At 43.3% G+C, this 14728-nt stretch carries 15 protein-coding genes; 7 read left to right on the top strand and 8 right to left on the bottom strand.

What is annotated here, in order from left to right; genetic code table 11:
• Position 1: 1 nt before the first annotated feature.
• Positions 2 to 688 carry an RluA family pseudouridine synthase gene (locus B0O44_RS16825; RefSeq protein ID WP_110833091.1) on the bottom strand — a complete coding sequence of 229 codons (687 nt, stop codon included), beginning with the start codon at positions 686 to 688 and terminating at the stop codon, positions 2 to 4.
• Entirely contained in the window at positions 688 to 1503 is an 816-nt protein-coding gene (panB, locus tag B0O44_RS16820; protein WP_110833089.1) for a 3-methyl-2-oxobutanoate hydroxymethyltransferase, read from the bottom strand. Before panB ends, B0O44_RS16825 begins: the two co-directional genes overlap by 1 nt.
• 389 nt (positions 1504 to 1892) lie before the next feature.
• Between panB and carA the strand changes: the two genes are divergently transcribed.
• The 5 genes from carA (at position 1893) to eno (ending at position 7284) form a co-directional block, all read left to right on the top strand.
• Positions 1893 to 3005 carry a glutamine-hydrolyzing carbamoyl-phosphate synthase small subunit gene (gene carA, locus B0O44_RS16815; RefSeq protein ID WP_110833087.1) on the top strand — a complete coding sequence of 371 codons (1113 nt, stop codon included), beginning with the start codon at positions 1893 to 1895 and terminating at the stop codon, positions 3003 to 3005.
• A gap of 99 nt (positions 3006 to 3104) precedes the next feature.
• Positions 3105 to 3872, top strand: a complete 768-nt coding sequence (locus tag B0O44_RS16810; RefSeq protein WP_110833085.1) for an ABC transporter ATP-binding protein — start codon at positions 3105 to 3107, stop codon at positions 3870 to 3872.
• Positions 3873 to 3882: 10 nt separating this feature from the next.
• On the top strand, positions 3883 to 4974 hold the full coding sequence (locus tag B0O44_RS16805) for an ABC transporter permease (RefSeq protein ID WP_110833083.1): 1092 nt from the start codon (positions 3883 to 3885) through the stop codon (positions 4972 to 4974).
• 103 nt (positions 4975 to 5077) lie between these two features.
• Positions 5078 to 5770, top strand: coding sequence for an aquaporin Z (aqpZ, locus tag B0O44_RS16800; protein WP_110833081.1), 693 nt, complete (start codon positions 5078 to 5080; stop codon positions 5768 to 5770).
• A gap of 218 nt (positions 5771 to 5988) precedes the next feature.
• A complete protein-coding gene (eno, locus tag B0O44_RS16795; protein WP_110833079.1) occupies positions 5989 to 7284 on the top strand; it encodes a phosphopyruvate hydratase in 1296 nt (431 codons plus the stop codon).
• A gap of 59 nt (positions 7285 to 7343) precedes the next feature.
• Here eno and B0O44_RS16790 read toward each other — a convergent pair whose 3' ends face one another.
• The 3 genes from B0O44_RS16790 to B0O44_RS16780 form a co-directional block, all read right to left on the bottom strand.
• The gene (locus B0O44_RS16790; protein ID WP_110833077.1) at positions 7344 to 8099 is read right to left on the bottom strand and encodes a LytR/AlgR family response regulator transcription factor; all 756 of its coding nucleotides are present in this window, start codon (positions 8097 to 8099) and stop codon (positions 7344 to 7346) included.
• Positions 8096 to 9190: a sensor histidine kinase gene (locus tag B0O44_RS16785; protein WP_211321400.1), complete on the bottom strand. Its 1095-nt coding sequence runs from the start codon at positions 9188 to 9190 to the stop codon at positions 8096 to 8098. The genes B0O44_RS16790 and B0O44_RS16785 overlap by 4 nt, the downstream gene beginning before the upstream one ends.
• A 95-nt stretch (positions 9191 to 9285) precedes the next feature.
• Positions 9286 to 9849, bottom strand: a complete 564-nt coding sequence (locus tag B0O44_RS16780) for a porin family protein (RefSeq protein WP_110833073.1) — start codon at positions 9847 to 9849, stop codon at positions 9286 to 9288.
• Positions 9850 to 10066: 217 nt separating this feature from the next.
• Between B0O44_RS16780 and B0O44_RS16775 the strand changes: the two genes are divergently transcribed.
• Positions 10067 to 10366 carry an FtsB family cell division protein gene (locus B0O44_RS16775; RefSeq protein ID WP_110833071.1) on the top strand — a complete coding sequence of 100 codons (300 nt, stop codon included), beginning with the start codon at positions 10067 to 10069 and terminating at the stop codon, positions 10364 to 10366.
• A 6-nt stretch (positions 10367 to 10372) separates the two neighbouring features.
• Here B0O44_RS16775 and B0O44_RS16770 read toward each other — a convergent pair whose 3' ends face one another.
• Together B0O44_RS16770 and B0O44_RS16765 are read right to left on the bottom strand one after the other, a co-directional pair.
• The gene (locus tag B0O44_RS16770) at positions 10373 to 10984 is read right to left on the bottom strand and encodes a trimeric intracellular cation channel family protein (RefSeq protein ID WP_110833069.1); all 612 of its coding nucleotides are present in this window, start codon (positions 10982 to 10984) and stop codon (positions 10373 to 10375) included.
• A 9-nt stretch (positions 10985 to 10993) separates the two neighbouring features.
• A complete protein-coding gene (locus tag B0O44_RS16765) occupies positions 10994 to 13075 on the bottom strand; it encodes a vWA domain-containing protein (protein WP_110833067.1) in 2082 nt (693 codons plus the stop codon).
• Positions 13076 to 13181: 106 nt separating this feature from the next.
• On the opposite strand from B0O44_RS16765, the gene B0O44_RS16760 reads away from it, so the two are divergent.
• Positions 13182 to 13916 (top strand): L,D-transpeptidase family protein, encoded by a 735-nt coding sequence (locus tag B0O44_RS16760; protein WP_110833065.1) that lies wholly within the window; start codon positions 13182 to 13184, stop codon positions 13914 to 13916.
• 6 nt (positions 13917 to 13922) lie between these two features.
• Here B0O44_RS16760 and fabG read toward each other — a convergent pair whose 3' ends face one another.
• Complete coding sequence (gene fabG, locus B0O44_RS16755; protein WP_110833063.1) at positions 13923 to 14666, bottom strand: 3-oxoacyl-[acyl-carrier-protein] reductase; 744 nt, start codon at positions 14664 to 14666, stop codon at positions 13923 to 13925.
• Positions 14667 to 14728: the final 62 nt, after the last annotated feature.

The raw sequence follows: 14728 nt of genomic DNA, 5'->3' as shown, positions 1-14728 counted from the left end.
GCTAGAAATCTTCAAAGCGCTCCCAGAACCCGTCAACTGGCAATCTGGCAAAAATGTTTACAGGTTCCTTTTTTACAGGATGATTGAACTGCAGGCGGCGTGCGTGCAGACAAATGCTCCCTTTCCTGCTCCCCCTGGGATATCCGTATTTGTTGTCCCCGACAATAGGACAGCCTAAAGTAGACAACTGGACCCTGATCTGGTGTGACCTTCCCGTCAGGGGATCCACTTCAATCAGGTAATACCCGCCAAGCTCTCCGATCAGGCGGTAGCTCAATTCCGCACGCTGACTTCCCGGCACTTCCTTTTCATAAGGAGTAACCACATTTTTCTGGGGATTTTTAACCAGCCAATGCACCAGGGTCCCTGAATGCAGGGCCGGCTTTTTTCTGACTATAGCCCAGTAGGTCTTTTTCACCTCCCGGTTTTTAAACTGCGCATTCATCCTTTCCAGGGCCTTGCTTGTTTTTGCAAACAGGATCACACCACTTACCGGACGGTCTAAGCGGTGTACTACACCTAAAAAAGCCGTATTGGGTTTATTGTATGTTGCAACCAGGTATTTTTTCACCTTTTCTTCCAGGGGCTCATCACCTGTCTCATCCACCTGGACGATGTCACCAGCCCGTTTGTTAATGGCAATTAAATGATTGTCCTCGTATAGTATATCTTTTGCAGTAATCGGCATTAGTATTGTTCTTTTTCATTCGGAAAATCATTTCCTTTTACATCTTTGATATAAGCCTCGGCCGCATCTTTAATACCGGTGTACAAATCCAGGTACTGGCGCAGAAAACGAGGTTTAAACCCTTTGGTTAAGCCAATCATATCATTGACGACCAAAACCTGTCCATCACAGTCCGGACCGGCACCAATTCCAATCGTTGGAATGTGTAAACTTTGGGAAACTTCCTTACCCAGTTTAGCCGGTATTTTTTCAAGAACCAGGGAAAAACATCCGCTTTGTTCCAGTATTATAGCATCGTTCTTTAACTTTTCGGCCTCCAGCTCATCTTTGGCCCTTACCGTGTAGGTCCCAAACTTATAAATGGACTGCGGGGTAAGCCCCAAATGTCCCATAACCGGGATACCTGCAGTCACAATACGTTGTATAGATTCCGCAATTTCTTCTCCCCCTTCCATTTTCACCCCATGGGCACCGGATTCTTTCATAATGCGAATGGCAGAGTTTAAGGCTTCTTTTGAATTGCCCTGATAAGTACCAAAAGGAAGATCGACCACAACCAATGCCCTTCCCGCTCCGCGAACCACACTCTGTGCATGATAAATCATCTGATCAAGTGTAATGGGCAAAGTCGTTTCATGTCCCGCCATCACATTGGATGCAGAATCGCCAACCAGCAAAACATCCAGACCGGCATCCCCCAGAATGGTGGCCATAGAATAGTCGTAAGCGGTTAACATGGCGATTTTTTCGCCACGGTTTTTCATTTCTTGCAGAATATGAGTGGTAATGCGTTTTACTTCTTTATTTACTGACATGGTGATTAGATTTAGTACAGCAAAATTAAGAAACTGTTTAAACTTATCTAATAATTTGTTTACGGTCTCTGTTTTGCTGCAACTTCTTTAAATTTTTTCAAGGTAGAAGCTCCGCTATCTCTACAAAATTTGCATCGTTTCGCTAAAAAATAGACCATAACCAATTTTACTTTATAAATTTAAACAGATTCTAACTTTTCCTTCCGAGATATGGGCAGAATGATTTGTATTAAAAAAAATATGGAAATGATCACTCAAAAACCTATCTTTGTATCCCGAAATGAACGGGTTAGATAACAGCACCATTGTTAACAGTAAAAACGGCTCAAATGCCATTCATCCACGTCTTTTTTTCTCTTTTTTCAACATAATTTCTGATTCTTATCATCATGACTAACTACACCAAGTTACCCGCGATCTTATTATTGGCTGACGGAACCGTATTTCAGGGAAAAGCGGCTGGAAAAATCGGTACCACTACCGGAGAAATCTGTTTCAATACAGGGATGACGGGTTATCAGGAAATTTTCACTGACCCTTCTTATTTTGGTCAGATTATGGTGACCACCAATGCGCACATTGGAAATTATGGCATACACAAAGAAGAGATTGAATCTGAATCCATAAAAATTGCAGGTTTGGTCTGTAAAAATTACAACATAGGTTTCAGCAGAAAGGAAGCTTCTGAATCCATTCAGGATTATTTTCAAAATGAAAATATAGTTGGCATTTCAGACATAGACACCCGTGCCCTGGTCAGACACATCAGGCATAAAGGAGCAATGAATGCCATCATTTCTTCAGAAATTACAGATATTGAAGAACTGAAACAAAAACTGGCCGAAGTTCCTTCCATGGACGGACTGGAGTTGTCTTCAAAGGTATCTACTGAAAAACCATATTTCTATGGCTCTGAGCAGGCCAGCTATAAAGTTGCTGCGCTGGACCTGGGCATCAAAAAAAACATCCTGCGTAATTTCGATGACAGGGATATTTATGTACAGGTATTTCCTGCAAAAACCACATTTGAAGAAATGAACAAATGGGGTGCCGATGGTTATTTTATTTCCAATGGCCCTGGCGATCCTTCGGCCATGCCCTATGCGATTGAAACTGTAAAACAAATCCTGGCAGCTGAAAAGCCATTATTCGGAATTTGTCTTGGCCACCAGTTGCTGGCAGAAGCCAATGGCATTGGAACCATGAAAATGTTCAATGGCCACAGGGGATTGAACCATCCGGTAAAAAACATCATTAAAGATCATTGTGAAGTCACTTCACAAAACCATGGCTTTGGTGTTGTCCCTGAAGAAGTCAGAAATTCTGATAAGGTAGAAATTACCCACATCAATTTGAATGACCAATCCATTGAAGGCATCAGGGTGAAAGGGAAAAAAGCATTCTCCGTACAATATCACCCGGAATCTTCTCCAGGCCCGCACGATTCGCGTTACCTTTTTGATGATTTTATTGAAATGATCAAAGGCGAACTGGCCTGGTAAGCGGAATTCACGCTTTAAAAGCATCATTTTACCGACATAATGCAGGTTTTGAGGGATGAATGGTTTTTCATTCCTTAAAAACCTTCTTACTTTTACATCATGGATAAACGAAACGCCATTATCAGTGTCAAAGACCTGGTAAAAACCTATGATGACTTTACTGCCGTGCAGGGCATCAGCTTTGAAGTTTATGAACATGAGATCTTTGGCCTGCTGGGGCCAAACGGAGCCGGCAAAACCACCACTCTGGAAATTATTGAAACCCTAAGGGAAAAAACATCCGGAGAAATTACGGTAAACGGTCTTTCTGTGGATAAGGATGCCGGACAGATCAAACAGATTATAGGCGTACAGCTCCAGGCTGCGGGCTACTACCCCAGTCTAAACCTGGTCGAACTGATGGAGTTATTTTCCGGTCTCTATGGCGTGGACATAAAACCCATGGAAATGCTGGAAAAAGTAAACCTTCAGGATAAGGCCAAAGCCAAATACAAAGCCCTATCTGGTGGACAGAAACAACGCTTTTCCATTGCAACCACCCTGATCAACTCCCCAAAAATCATCTTCCTGGACGAACCGACTACCGGACTTGACCCCCAGGCCAGGCGTAATCTCTGGGACCTGATCACCGAAATCCGCAATGGCGGTACAACTGTTGTGATCACCACGCATTATATGGATGAGGCCGAACAGCTTTGTGACCGGGTGGCCTTTGTCGAACACGGAAAGGTCATTGCCCTGGACAGTCCCGATAACCTGATTGACAACCTGGTCAGCAGTGGCTTTGAGCGGAAAAAAGAAGTCAAAAAAGCAAACCTTGAAGATGTATTTATTCACCTGACCGGCCAGCAGTGGCGCGAAGGATAAACCAAGCCCCATGAAAAAACCTTACAGTAACACCAAAGCCACCCTGGCCTTGGCCAAAGCAAGTTTCAGATCTATTATGCGGAGCCCCTCTGCAGTGGTCTTTACCTTAGCCTTTCCCCTGATTTTTATCCTGGTATTCGGATTTCTTGGCGGAGGAGGTGTAAAAGTAGACCTGGCCATTGCACCAGGTTCCGATGTGCAGAACCCGATTATAGGCGCACTGGAAAAGATAGCCGTTGTCCGGCTCGTTAAAGACCAAAATGCAGCCGAAGTCAAAACAAATCTTGAAAAAGGCCATCTGGATGCGGTCATCAGTGTACAAAAGAATCCTGCCGGCCTGCCCGCCTTTATTGCTGATGTAAAATATACTTCTGCTTCAATGGACAAAGGAAACATCCTCAAATCCATTTTAAATAACCTGCTGTACAGTCTGAATACGCAAAATGTTAAGCCAACTGTTGCGCAGATCAAAGAAAGCACTGTTACTGGCCGGATTTACCGGACCATAGACTTTATCCTGCCCGGACAACTTGGGTTTTCCCTGCTCAGCACCGGGGTTTTCGGAACGGCCTTTGTTTTCTTCAGCCTCCGCCAGACCCTGGTCATTAAACGTTTTTTTGCCACACCGGTAAAACGCTCCAGTATTGTGATCGGAGAAGGTTTGGCCCGCATTGGTTTTGCTCTTATTGGTGCACTGTTTATCATCCTGGTCGGTCATTTCTTTTTTCATTTTACCCTGATCCATGGGACCATAACCGTACTCAATATGCTGGTATTGGCCGCCATAGGGGTGATTGTTTTTATGGGATTTGGCTTTGTGGTTTCCGGTCTGGCTAAAAGTGAAAGCACCATCCCCCCCATCTCCAACATCATTACCCTACCGCAGTTCCTGCTTTCAGGCACCTTCTTTTCTATAAATGCATTTCCCAGCTGGTTGCAGCCCATCAGCAGGGCGCTTCCGCTCACTTATCTGAACGATGCCATGAGAAAAGTGGCTTTTGAAGGAGCAGGTTTGTGGGATGTTAAACACCAGATTCTGATCATGCTGATCTGGGGACTGGGCATCTATGCCGTTGCCGTTAAGGTCTTTAAGTGGGAGTAGTTTAAAATTCCCCTTAAAAAAATTGTATATGGAATACTAAATTTTTATTGTAATTTACGTAGAGTAAACCAAACTTGAAAAACAATTTAAATTAATGTAACCCATGAAAAAATTAGCAGCAGAATTTATTGGAACCTTTTGGCTTGTACTGGGCGGTTGTGGAAGCGCTGTCCTGGCCTGTAACTTTCCCGGAGCGGGAATCGGTTTTGCCGGTGTTGCCCTTGCCTTTGGATTGACCGTTGTGACCATGGCCTATGCCATAGGACACATTTCAGGCGCACATCTTAATCCGGCCGTTTCGGTTGGTTTGTGGATTGGCGGGCGTTTTGATGGTAAGGATTTGATCCCCTACATTATTGCACAGGTACTGGGCGGGATTGCTGCAGCAGGGATCCTCTATGTCATTGCAACCGGTAACGGAAGCGCTATAGGTGGTTTTGCCACCAATGGCTACGGAGACCTTTCCCCGGGCAAATACAGCATGAATGCAGCCCTGGTTTGTGAAGTCGTTATGACCTTTATCTTTCTGATTGTAATTCTGGGTGCGACAGACGACAGGGCCCCAAAAGGGTTTGCCGGTCTGGCCATTGGTTTAACCCTGACCCTGATCCACCTGATCAGCATCCCGGTGACCAATACTTCTGTTAACCCTGCAAGAAGCACCAGTCAGGCTTTGTTTGTGGGTGGAGAAGCCCTGAGCCAACTTTGGTTGTTCTGGGTAGCACCGATTATCGGCGCCATTTTAGCCGGTATTGTCTACAAAGCTGTTTTTGCAGCAAAATCTGAAAAAGCATAACATTTTTAAATTTACGACATAAAAACAAGGGGCATAGTTCTAAGAACTATGCCCCTTGTTTTTAAAGGTTTTTTAACTTAACTATTTCTTATTTAAGGCTTAATTTAAAAAAAACCATTATCAGGGATTATAATTTGAAATTTATTTTAACTTTGAATAATGCCTTAGTAATTGTAAGTTTTACACTAAGGTTTATTTATACATAAAAACCAATAAAAATGAGTTTAATAATCGATGTTCATGCGCGGCAAATACTTGATTCCCGCGGTAATCCTACTATTGAAGTAGACGTAATTACAGAGAATGGTGTGCTTGGCCGTGCAGCAGTACCTTCAGGTGCTTCAACGGGTGTTCACGAAGCCGTAGAGCTTAGGGACAATGATAAATCTGTATATATGGGCAAAGGCGTTTTAAAAGCTGTTGCCAACGTTAACGATAAGATTGCCGATGCCTTAAAAGGAGTGGATGTATTTGAGCAAAATGCGATCGATGACTTGATGATCAAACTGGACGGCACAGAAAATAAAGGAAAACTGGGTGCAAATGCCATTTTAGGTGTTTCTTTAGCCGTGGCTAAAGCAGCTGCACAGGAAAGCCGTCAGCCATTATACCGTTATATTGGTGGTGTAAATGCCAATACCCTGCCCATTCCAATGATGAACATCGTAAACGGCGGTTCTCACTCTGATGCCCCTATCGCTTTTCAGGAATTTATGATCATGCCGGTTGGTGCGGCTTCTTTTTCTGAAGCCTTAAGATGGGGAACAGAAGTATTTCACAACCTGAAAGCCATTTTACATGACAGGGGCCTTTCTACGGCTGTAGGTGATGAAGGTGGTTTTGCCCCAACTTTTGATGGTACTGAAGATGCAGTGGAAACCATTCTTAAAGCCATCGAAAAAGCAGGTTACAAACCAGGTGAGCAAATCTGCCTTGCTTTTGACTGCGCAGCCTCTGAATTTTACAAAGACGGCAAATACGATTATACAAAATTTGAAGGCGATAAAGGTGCCGTTCGCAGCAGTGCTGAACAGGCAGAATACCTGGCTCAGCTGTCAGCTAAATATCCAATCATCTCTATCGAAGATGGAATGGCCGAAGATGACTGGGCTGGTTGGAAATTGCTGACCGAAAAAATCGGTGACCGCGTTCAGCTGGTGGGAGATGATTTGTTTGTAACCAATGTAAAACGTTTACAACAAGGCATTGACAACCACACTGCAAACTCTATTCTGGTTAAAGTAAACCAGATCGGATCTTTAACAGAAACCATCAATGCCGTAACTTTAGCACAAAGCAATGGTTATACCTCGGTCATGAGCCACAGAAGTGGTGAGACCGAAGATACCACGATTGCTGACCTTGCCGTGGCCCTGAACTGCGGACAGATCAAAACCGGTTCTGCTTCCCGCTCTGACAGGATCGCAAAATACAACCAGTTGCTTCGCATTGAAGAAGAACTGGGTGCGGCAGCACGTTTTATTGGAAAAGATTTCAAATACTTCAAGAAGTAATTGAAATTTTCATATCAAAAAAGCCCTGTCTTTAGTAGAGACAGGGCTTTTTTGATGACTTAACGGTCCAGCCAGTGTTTAAATAAGGGTGCTTTCTCCTTGCTCACTATTGCCCAAAGCTCCGATACAGGATCAATACGGACTTTAAGTTTCCCATTAAAATAATTGTGGATCGCATAAATGCTTTTTAAACTGACCAGGTATTGCCGGTTCAACCTAAAAAACTGTTTGGGGTCCGTTTGTTCCTGTAAGTCTTCCAGGGTTTGGGCAAGAGCTTCTGTCCGCCCGTTCCCGAGCACCGCATGGGTTACCTTAAACTCTGAATAAAAATAGTTGACCTCAGTGATTTCTATGGTTTTAAACCCATCCCTAAAAGGGATCAGGAACCTGGATCTGTAAGAAGAGTCTTTACTTAAATATTGTTTTAACAAACCCTCTATTCCGGGATTGGCCCTTGAAACAAATTGTTGATTAAATTTATCCATTGCAAATTTCAGGTCGTCAAGACTTATTGGCTTCAACAGATAATCCACACTATTCACCTTAAAAGCATTTACCGCATATTCATCGTAAGCGGTTGTAAACACCACCGGGCATTTCACTTCTGTTTTTTTAAAAATTTCAAAGCTCAGCCCGTCTGCCAGACGGATGTCCATCATAATCAGATCCGGACTTTCGTTATTTTGCAGCCAGAAAACGCTTTCGGCAATACTCTCCAGACCACGTTCCACCACACAATCCCGGTCCAGTGTCTTCAATAATTTCTCCAGATGATTGGCACTGTGTTTTTCGTCTTCTATAATTAATATTTTCATTGCTCTAATTCGATTAACGGGAGGTGTACACAAAACCGGTGCATCGCCTGCTCAACAAGGGGGGCCTTATCGGTTAAAATTCTATACCGGTCATAAATGTTCTTTAAGCCCATACCCAAAGAAGGCGCCTGGTTTTCGATGGGAAAAAGATCGTTTGAAACTTCCAGTTCATAATCCGATTTACTTCGGATGGAAATTTTTAAAGGATTGCTCTTTAAGGTTTGGTTGTGCTTAAGCGCATTTTCAATCAGCAATTGCAGGGTCAGGGGCGGTATTCCTTTTTCCAATGCATGTTCCGAAATGTCCATTTCAAAATGGACCGATTCCCCATGACGGATCCGGATCAGAAAAATGTAAGACCGGATGAATCTGATCTCCTGGTTTAAGGGAATCAGGTTCTTGTTCGAATTCATCATCAGGTACCTGTATATTTTTGACAGGTTATCTAAAAAATCTACCGCCAGCACCTGATCTTCCATGATCAGATCTGTCAGAACACTAAAATTATTAAACAGAAAATGAGGGTCCAATTGCATTTTTAAAGCCTGCAACTCGGACTGCATGGCCGTTTGTTGAAAATGTGCCGCCTTTAGTTTAAGTTCTGAGGCTTCAATGGCCGATTTTTTCCAGCTGGATAAAAGAAAACTGCCGGTATGTACCGAACTGATGAGCAAGGAAATCAGGATGCTGATGATGGTCAGCTGACCGATGTTTTTAATATCTTCCTGATCCATCTTATAATTTTCGGTCAGATAAAGATCAAGCAGGTTAAGCAACAGGATAAATGCCATTACAAAGGCAATCTGAATAAAAAACTGAATCAACAGCCTTTTTAAAGATTGTTTATCCCAGGGAAGGGTTTTGTTCAGGTACCTGGAAATAAAAATACTGGTTTCGGTAATCAGCACGCAGCAAAGCAATGCAGCTGACCATTCCATCAGCAAGGACCAAATGCTCCGGTCAAAATAATGCCCCCAGAATGCGGCATAGGGTTCCACCAAAAAAGAGGCCAGGTAATACAATAAAAAGACCAGGGGAATGATAATGATTCGCTGAATACGAAATTCCCCTCTGGTTTTATTCTTTTCCATTCTTCCCATGAATAAATTTTTGATTCACAAAAAACCGAAAAACTTTCCGCTTTCTGACCAGCAGAAATGGAAAGTTTTTTTTTATAAAAACAGACTTAAAGAGGAATGGCATAGCCAATGGTCAATAAAATCCCTCTGTTTTTGGCTGTCGCAGGGCCTTTATTTACATCGGTCAGTCCCAGCGCGTAGCGGCCATCCAGCAAGATGCTTCCTTTTCCGGCAGGAATGGCCACACCTGCCCCCATCTGGATCCCGAAATCGAGTTTATTTATTTTTGCCCCATACAAAGCTTCCATCTTTTCTTTTCCACCTACAGCAAGGCCCAGGGAAGGTCCCGCGTTGACATACACCGGTCCGAAAGTATATTTAGCCAGTACCGGTATTTCCAGATAATTCAGGTTGTACTTTAAATTGGTCCCTTTGATTTTTGTCCCCTCACTAACATAATTTAACTCCGGCTGGATAGAAAATGAAGATTTGGCAATTTGAAAATTCAGCCCCAATCCAGCCGTAAAGCCGGTTTTAAATCCTTCACCACTTACATTACTGATGGATTGCCTGGAGAGGCTTAAGCCCGCTTTTGGAATCAATTGAATATCCTGTGCCTTAACCAGATGGACCGCAGCAAGCAGTCCCGCCATTAAAAATAATCTTTTCATAATACTCATATTTATTTGTTGATACAAGTTTAAGCACCCTGCATGCCCCACAGGCAGACAAACTGACCCAGACGGAATTTTCAGGTACCGAAGCGGCAGTCTGATGTACCGTAATGGATATCCTCAAAAACGCCTACCGGCAGGGCCGGATCAACAGTAAAAAAGATTTAAAAAAATAATAAATAACTTATCTTAAATCATTTATATATTTGCAGAGATGAATCGCCTGTTGGAAATTTTCCGGAACAAGTACTTTATAGCTGCAGCAGCTTTTGTGGTCTGGATGCTTTTCTTTGACAAGAACGACATGCTGTCCCAGTACGAATACCGGGCCGAAGTAAACAAATTACAGGAAGAAAAGGATTTTTACGAGGCCGAAATTGCTCATGTCAAAAAAGACCTCAATGAGCTGAATACCAACCTGAATACTGCAGAAAAATTTGCCCGTGAAAAGTATTTCATGAAAAAAGACAATGAAGATGTCTATGTCATCGTGAAAGAAAATCCAAAAAAATAGCAGGGCCTAATACCCGAACTTGGGCAAAGTCAGCTTATATTTCACAACAATAATTCTGAACACAAAAATAAAGGCAATCACCAGCAGTCTGGCTACATCTGTTTTCAGGTTAAAATACACCAGGGCATAATACAATACCCCCCCAAGAATACATGCAGTGGCGTAAATTTCCCTTTTAAAGATCAAGGGAATGGTATTGAGCAGGGTATCCCGGATCACTCCACCAAAACATCCTGTAATGGTCCCCAAGGCAATACAAATGCCGGGGTTAAGCCCAAATATAATTCCCTTCTGTATGCCCAGCATGGTAAACAGGCCCAAACCCAGGGAGTCGAACAAAAACAGGGTTACTTTAAATTTTTTAATATGTGTTTTAAAGAAAATGGTGGCCAGGCAGGTCACCAGGATCAGCAGACAATAATTGACATCCCGCATCCAGGCCACAGGGGTATCCCCAAGCAACAGGTCACGGACGGTACCTCCTCCAATTGAGGTGACAAAAGCAATAATCAGCACACCAAAAGGATCCAGTCTTCTTTGCATAGCCGCAAAAGAGCCAGAAATCGCAAAAGCGATCGTGCCCAGAATTTCGATGGTTTGAGAAGTGCTAATTTCCATAGGCAATTTTTATTGCAGTCCGTTTCTCTTTCTGATCATCCATTCCGCAGTCAAAAGTACTAACAGTAAAACAAATAACCACTTAAAATTAATCAGCTCCTGATAGTTGCGGTCTTCATAACTCAGGGTTTTGATTTTTTCATTTTTTTCAACCTCTTTTAAAAGGGATTTGATGTCCTGGGGCAGGTACATTTTCCCGCCGCTGGAGGTGGAAAGGGTATACAGGATTTGATGATTGGCCATGCTTTGCTGAAATTCAGCAAGAATGGCATTTACATAGAACGAGCCCTTTTCTGTATATTTTTTATGGTCATAGCTACACTGGGCTGTATACGTATACATACCAGGGGGCAACATCCCCGCGTCCAGCTGATAGGCCTGGGTCAATTTTGAAAACACAAACTGGTAGGCCTTGCCCTGTTCATTTTTAAGTTGAATGCTTACATCCGGCCCCGTAACCGCCTGCTGGCTGTCATTATAAAGCTCTGCATTAAACAGCACATTTTCGTTCTCTTCAAAAGACTTTTTAACCGGATAAACCCGAAATTTATTCTTATTGTCCTTTATGCTTAAATACTGGACCACACCCGTCATCAACCTGCTGAAAATTTCAGGCTGCTGATTTTTAGCGTCAGCCAATCTCCACCTCCAAATCCCCTCTCCCATTAAATAAGCCGTTCGCAAACCGTTAGTGTTCATAAAAAACAACAGAGGTACGGTGTTTTCCGATCTGCCGCTCTTTTGATACAAGATGGTGCTTGCCGGACCGTTAAGCTGTGTTTTGAGCGAAGGGGACAAAAGCGGATCATAAGTTCCGATGGCTTTCTTTGAGCTTTCCTCCAGGTTAAAGGCGGCCATTTCCGGATTCAGTACAGCAAAAACCTCTTTAACATTTCCGCCTGGAGGATCCAGTTGCACCAGTTTCTGCACCTGGTTAAAGGAAGTGATATCGGTTTGGGCCCCCGCAATAAACCAAAGGGGGATTTTCATGGACTGTACTTTTTTCAGCAGCGGCAAAGCGCCGGATTGTAAAGCCGGTAACTGATAAAAAATAATCAGACCATAATCTATAGGGTTCAACTGGTTCAGCTCCTGGTCCAGGGCAACCTTCACTTCAAAATACTTATTGGCTTCTATAGCTTGTTTGAGTGCCGCGATATCCGGATGCGGGCTGGCAGCCGCCAAGAGGATCTTTTGGCGGTTGTCAATCACATCCACTACAAAAGTCCGGCTGTTGTTGAGTTCGGAAACCTCGTTACTTAGCTTTGTTAAACTGATGGTATATTTTTGGGCGCCCAGTTTAGCCGCTTTCAATTTCAGGCTCAGGTCTTTTACAAAAACATTTGAGGTAACCGAGATGGTCTGTTCCTGTATCTTTTTCCCGTTTTCAAAAACAGAAAGGACCGTCTTTTCACCCTTACTTTCAAAAGCCTGTACCTGTACCTCGGCCGTAAACTCATGGTCAAGATACACCAGGTTGTTGTAATTAATATTGGCCACCAGCACATCCTTTCTGGGAACGGTATCTCCAAGGGCAATGGTATACACAGGGGCTTTCAATTTATCCAAATCACTCAGCGGGCTCCCGCCTTTGTTAAAAATACCATCCGTGGCCAGGATCACCGCGCCCACATTCCGGTTTATAAATTCATCATTCAGTTTGCCTGTTAAGGCAGAAACATCCGTCCATTTTCCCTTATTGGAAAAATCAAACCCATTTTTAACACTGTCGCTGAAATGGTAAACCCTGACATCATATTTTTCAGAAAGCGTTTTGGCCAGGTCCTGCAAGTCCTGCTGATATTCGCGGGCATTAAACCCTTTTGCACTGGTGTGCCCAACAGATAAGGAATTGTCTTGCCCGATCAAAATAAGTGGCTTTTCCAGCACATAAGAAATACTTTTGATCAGCGGAGCAAAGATCAGCCACAATACCAAAGTCATCACGATGGCCCGGAGGGTACTCATTCCCCATTTCAGGCCTTTGGAAAGATGGCGCGTCTTTCCATAAAGCAACCATGCAAAACCACAGCCTGTAGCGGCGCAGCCCAGGAATACAAACAAGTCTTGCAAATGAAAGGGATTATTCATAAGTTCAGACCTGTTTAAACAGGCCCCAGGGTAAAGATGCTAAAATTTTAAAAAATTGGATGATCCGCAGGGCAAATAAAACAAAAAAGACCCCTAAAACCAACAGATGAAAATTGCCTTTACCACCATACTGACCTTCATGATGTCCGCTTCCGCTTTTGCTCAGAGTTTTAAATCCGACCAGCTTAAATTTGAGCGGGTTAAAACCGCTTATGATGAAAAATGGGCTGCACTGCAGCAAGAAATCGACAGGCACCAGCCCGGTGGGGTTTTCAGTATGTTCATTGCGGCCTATAAAAGTGAAGGAAAACTCGAACTCTGGCTAAAAACCAACAAGCAGTCTCATTATAGCCTCTTTAAAACCTATAATTTCAGCGCTCACTCGGGAACTCTTGGCCCAAAAGTTAAAGAAGGGGACCTGCAAACCCCGGAAGGCTTTTATCACATCAACGTATTTAACCCTCAGAGCACTTATTATTTGTCTTTGGGGTTAGACTACCCAAATGCAGTAGATCTAAGCAGAAGCGGCAGCAATAAGCCCGGAGGCGACATTTATATCCATGGCAAGGAAGTGACCATAGGCTGTATACCTTTAACAGACGATAAGATCAAAGAAGTGTATGTGCTGGCGACAGAAGCCAGGAACAACGGACAGCAGCAGATTCCGGTTTATATTTTCCCTTTTAAAATGACGGTTGAAAACAGAAAAGCCAAACAGGCCACTTTTCCTCAGTACACCGCATTCTGGACATCTTTACAGCCGGGCTATGATTATCTTCAGAAATATAAAAATCCCCCGCCGATAAAAATCATCAACGGGGGATATCATTTAAGTAAATAATGTCTTTTACAGCATACCACCGCAAACAGAAAGCACCTGTCCGCTGATATAAGCACTCATGTCTGAAGCCAGAAAGATACAGGTATTGGCCACATCTTCTGTTTCTCCGGCGCGCTTCAATGGAATCCCCTGCTCCCAGCCTTCCACCACTTTAGGGTCAAGGATATCGGTCATTTCCGTACGGATAAAACCCGGTGCAACGACATTTGCCCGGATATTCCTGGAACCCAGTTCTTTTGCGATGGACTTGGTAAAACCAATAATACCAGCTTTGGAGGCGGCATAGTTGGATTGTCCAGCATTTCCCTGAACACCCACTACAGAACTCATATTGATAAAAACACCTTTACGGTTTTTCATCATAATTTTTGAAGCGGCCTTGGTTACGTTAAAAACAGACTTCAGGTTCACATTCATCACCTCATCCCAGTTTTCCTCACTCATTCTCATCAGCAGGCCGTCTTTTGTGATTCCGGCATTGTTGACCACAATGTCCAGGGTCCCAAAGTCAGCCACGATATCTGCAATTAGTTTTTCCGCTTCATCGAATTTAGAGGCGTCTGAACGGTAGCCTTTCACTTTTGTTCCGAAAGATTGTAATTCCTGTTCCAGGGCCTGTCCTTTTTCTACCGAAGAAAGATAGGTGAAGGCAACATTAGCACCTTGTTCTGCAAATTTTTCCGCTATTTTGCGGCCGATTCCTTTAGAAGCACCAGTGATCAGTGCTGTTTTTCCTTCTAATAATTTCATCTGTTCGTATTTATTGCTATTCAGTTGTCAGATGGAGCCTTGGAGGATTAAAATAATCATCG

Origin of the sequence: Pedobacter nutrimenti (assembly GCF_003208655.1) — a bacterium.
GTDB classification, from domain to species: domain Bacteria; phylum Bacteroidota; class Bacteroidia; order Sphingobacteriales; family Sphingobacteriaceae; genus Pedobacter; species Pedobacter nutrimenti.
This window is presented reverse-complemented; position numbering and strand designations above follow the sequence as displayed.

What these genes read in the sequence shown, in the direction of transcription:
- carA (WP_110833087.1), top strand. Translation starts at nt 1,893, where the DNA reads ATGACTAACTACACCAAGTTACCCGCGATCTTATTATTGGCTGACGGA.
- B0O44_RS16810 (WP_110833085.1), top strand. Translation starts at nt 3,105, where the DNA reads ATGGATAAACGAAACGCCATTATCAGTGTCAAAGACCTGGTAAAAACC.
- B0O44_RS16780 (WP_110833073.1), bottom strand. Translation starts at nt 9,849, where the DNA reads ATGAAAAGATTATTTTTAATGGCGGGACTGCTTGCTGCGGTCCATCTG.
- B0O44_RS16765 (WP_110833067.1), bottom strand. Translation starts at nt 13,075, where the DNA reads ATGAATAATCCCTTTCATTTGCAAGACTTGTTTGTATTCCTGGGCTGC.
- B0O44_RS16805 (WP_110833083.1), top strand. Translation starts at nt 3,883, where the DNA reads ATGAAAAAACCTTACAGTAACACCAAAGCCACCCTGGCCTTGGCCAAA.
- B0O44_RS16790 (WP_110833077.1), bottom strand. Translation starts at nt 8,099, where the DNA reads ATGAAAATATTAATTATAGAAGACGAAAAACACAGTGCCAATCATCTG.
- B0O44_RS16770 (WP_110833069.1), bottom strand. Translation starts at nt 10,984, where the DNA reads ATGGAAATTAGCACTTCTCAAACCATCGAAATTCTGGGCACGATCGCT.
- B0O44_RS16785 (WP_211321400.1), bottom strand. Translation starts at nt 9,190, where the DNA reads ATGGAAAAGAATAAAACCAGAGGGGAATTTCGTATTCAGCGAATCATT.
- fabG (WP_110833063.1), bottom strand. Translation starts at nt 14,666, where the DNA reads ATGAAATTATTAGAAGGAAAAACAGCACTGATCACTGGTGCTTCTAAA.
- B0O44_RS16825 (WP_110833091.1), bottom strand. Translation starts at nt 688, where the DNA reads ATGCCGATTACTGCAAAAGATATACTATACGAGGACAATCATTTAATT.
- B0O44_RS16775 (WP_110833071.1), top strand. Translation starts at nt 10,067, where the DNA reads ATGAATCGCCTGTTGGAAATTTTCCGGAACAAGTACTTTATAGCTGCA.
- aqpZ (WP_110833081.1), top strand. Translation starts at nt 5,078, where the DNA reads ATGAAAAAATTAGCAGCAGAATTTATTGGAACCTTTTGGCTTGTACTG.
- eno (WP_110833079.1), top strand. Translation starts at nt 5,989, where the DNA reads ATGAGTTTAATAATCGATGTTCATGCGCGGCAAATACTTGATTCCCGC.
- B0O44_RS16760 (WP_110833065.1), top strand. Translation starts at nt 13,182, where the DNA reads ATGAAAATTGCCTTTACCACCATACTGACCTTCATGATGTCCGCTTCC.
- panB (WP_110833089.1), bottom strand. Translation starts at nt 1,503, where the DNA reads ATGTCAGTAAATAAAGAAGTAAAACGCATTACCACTCATATTCTGCAA.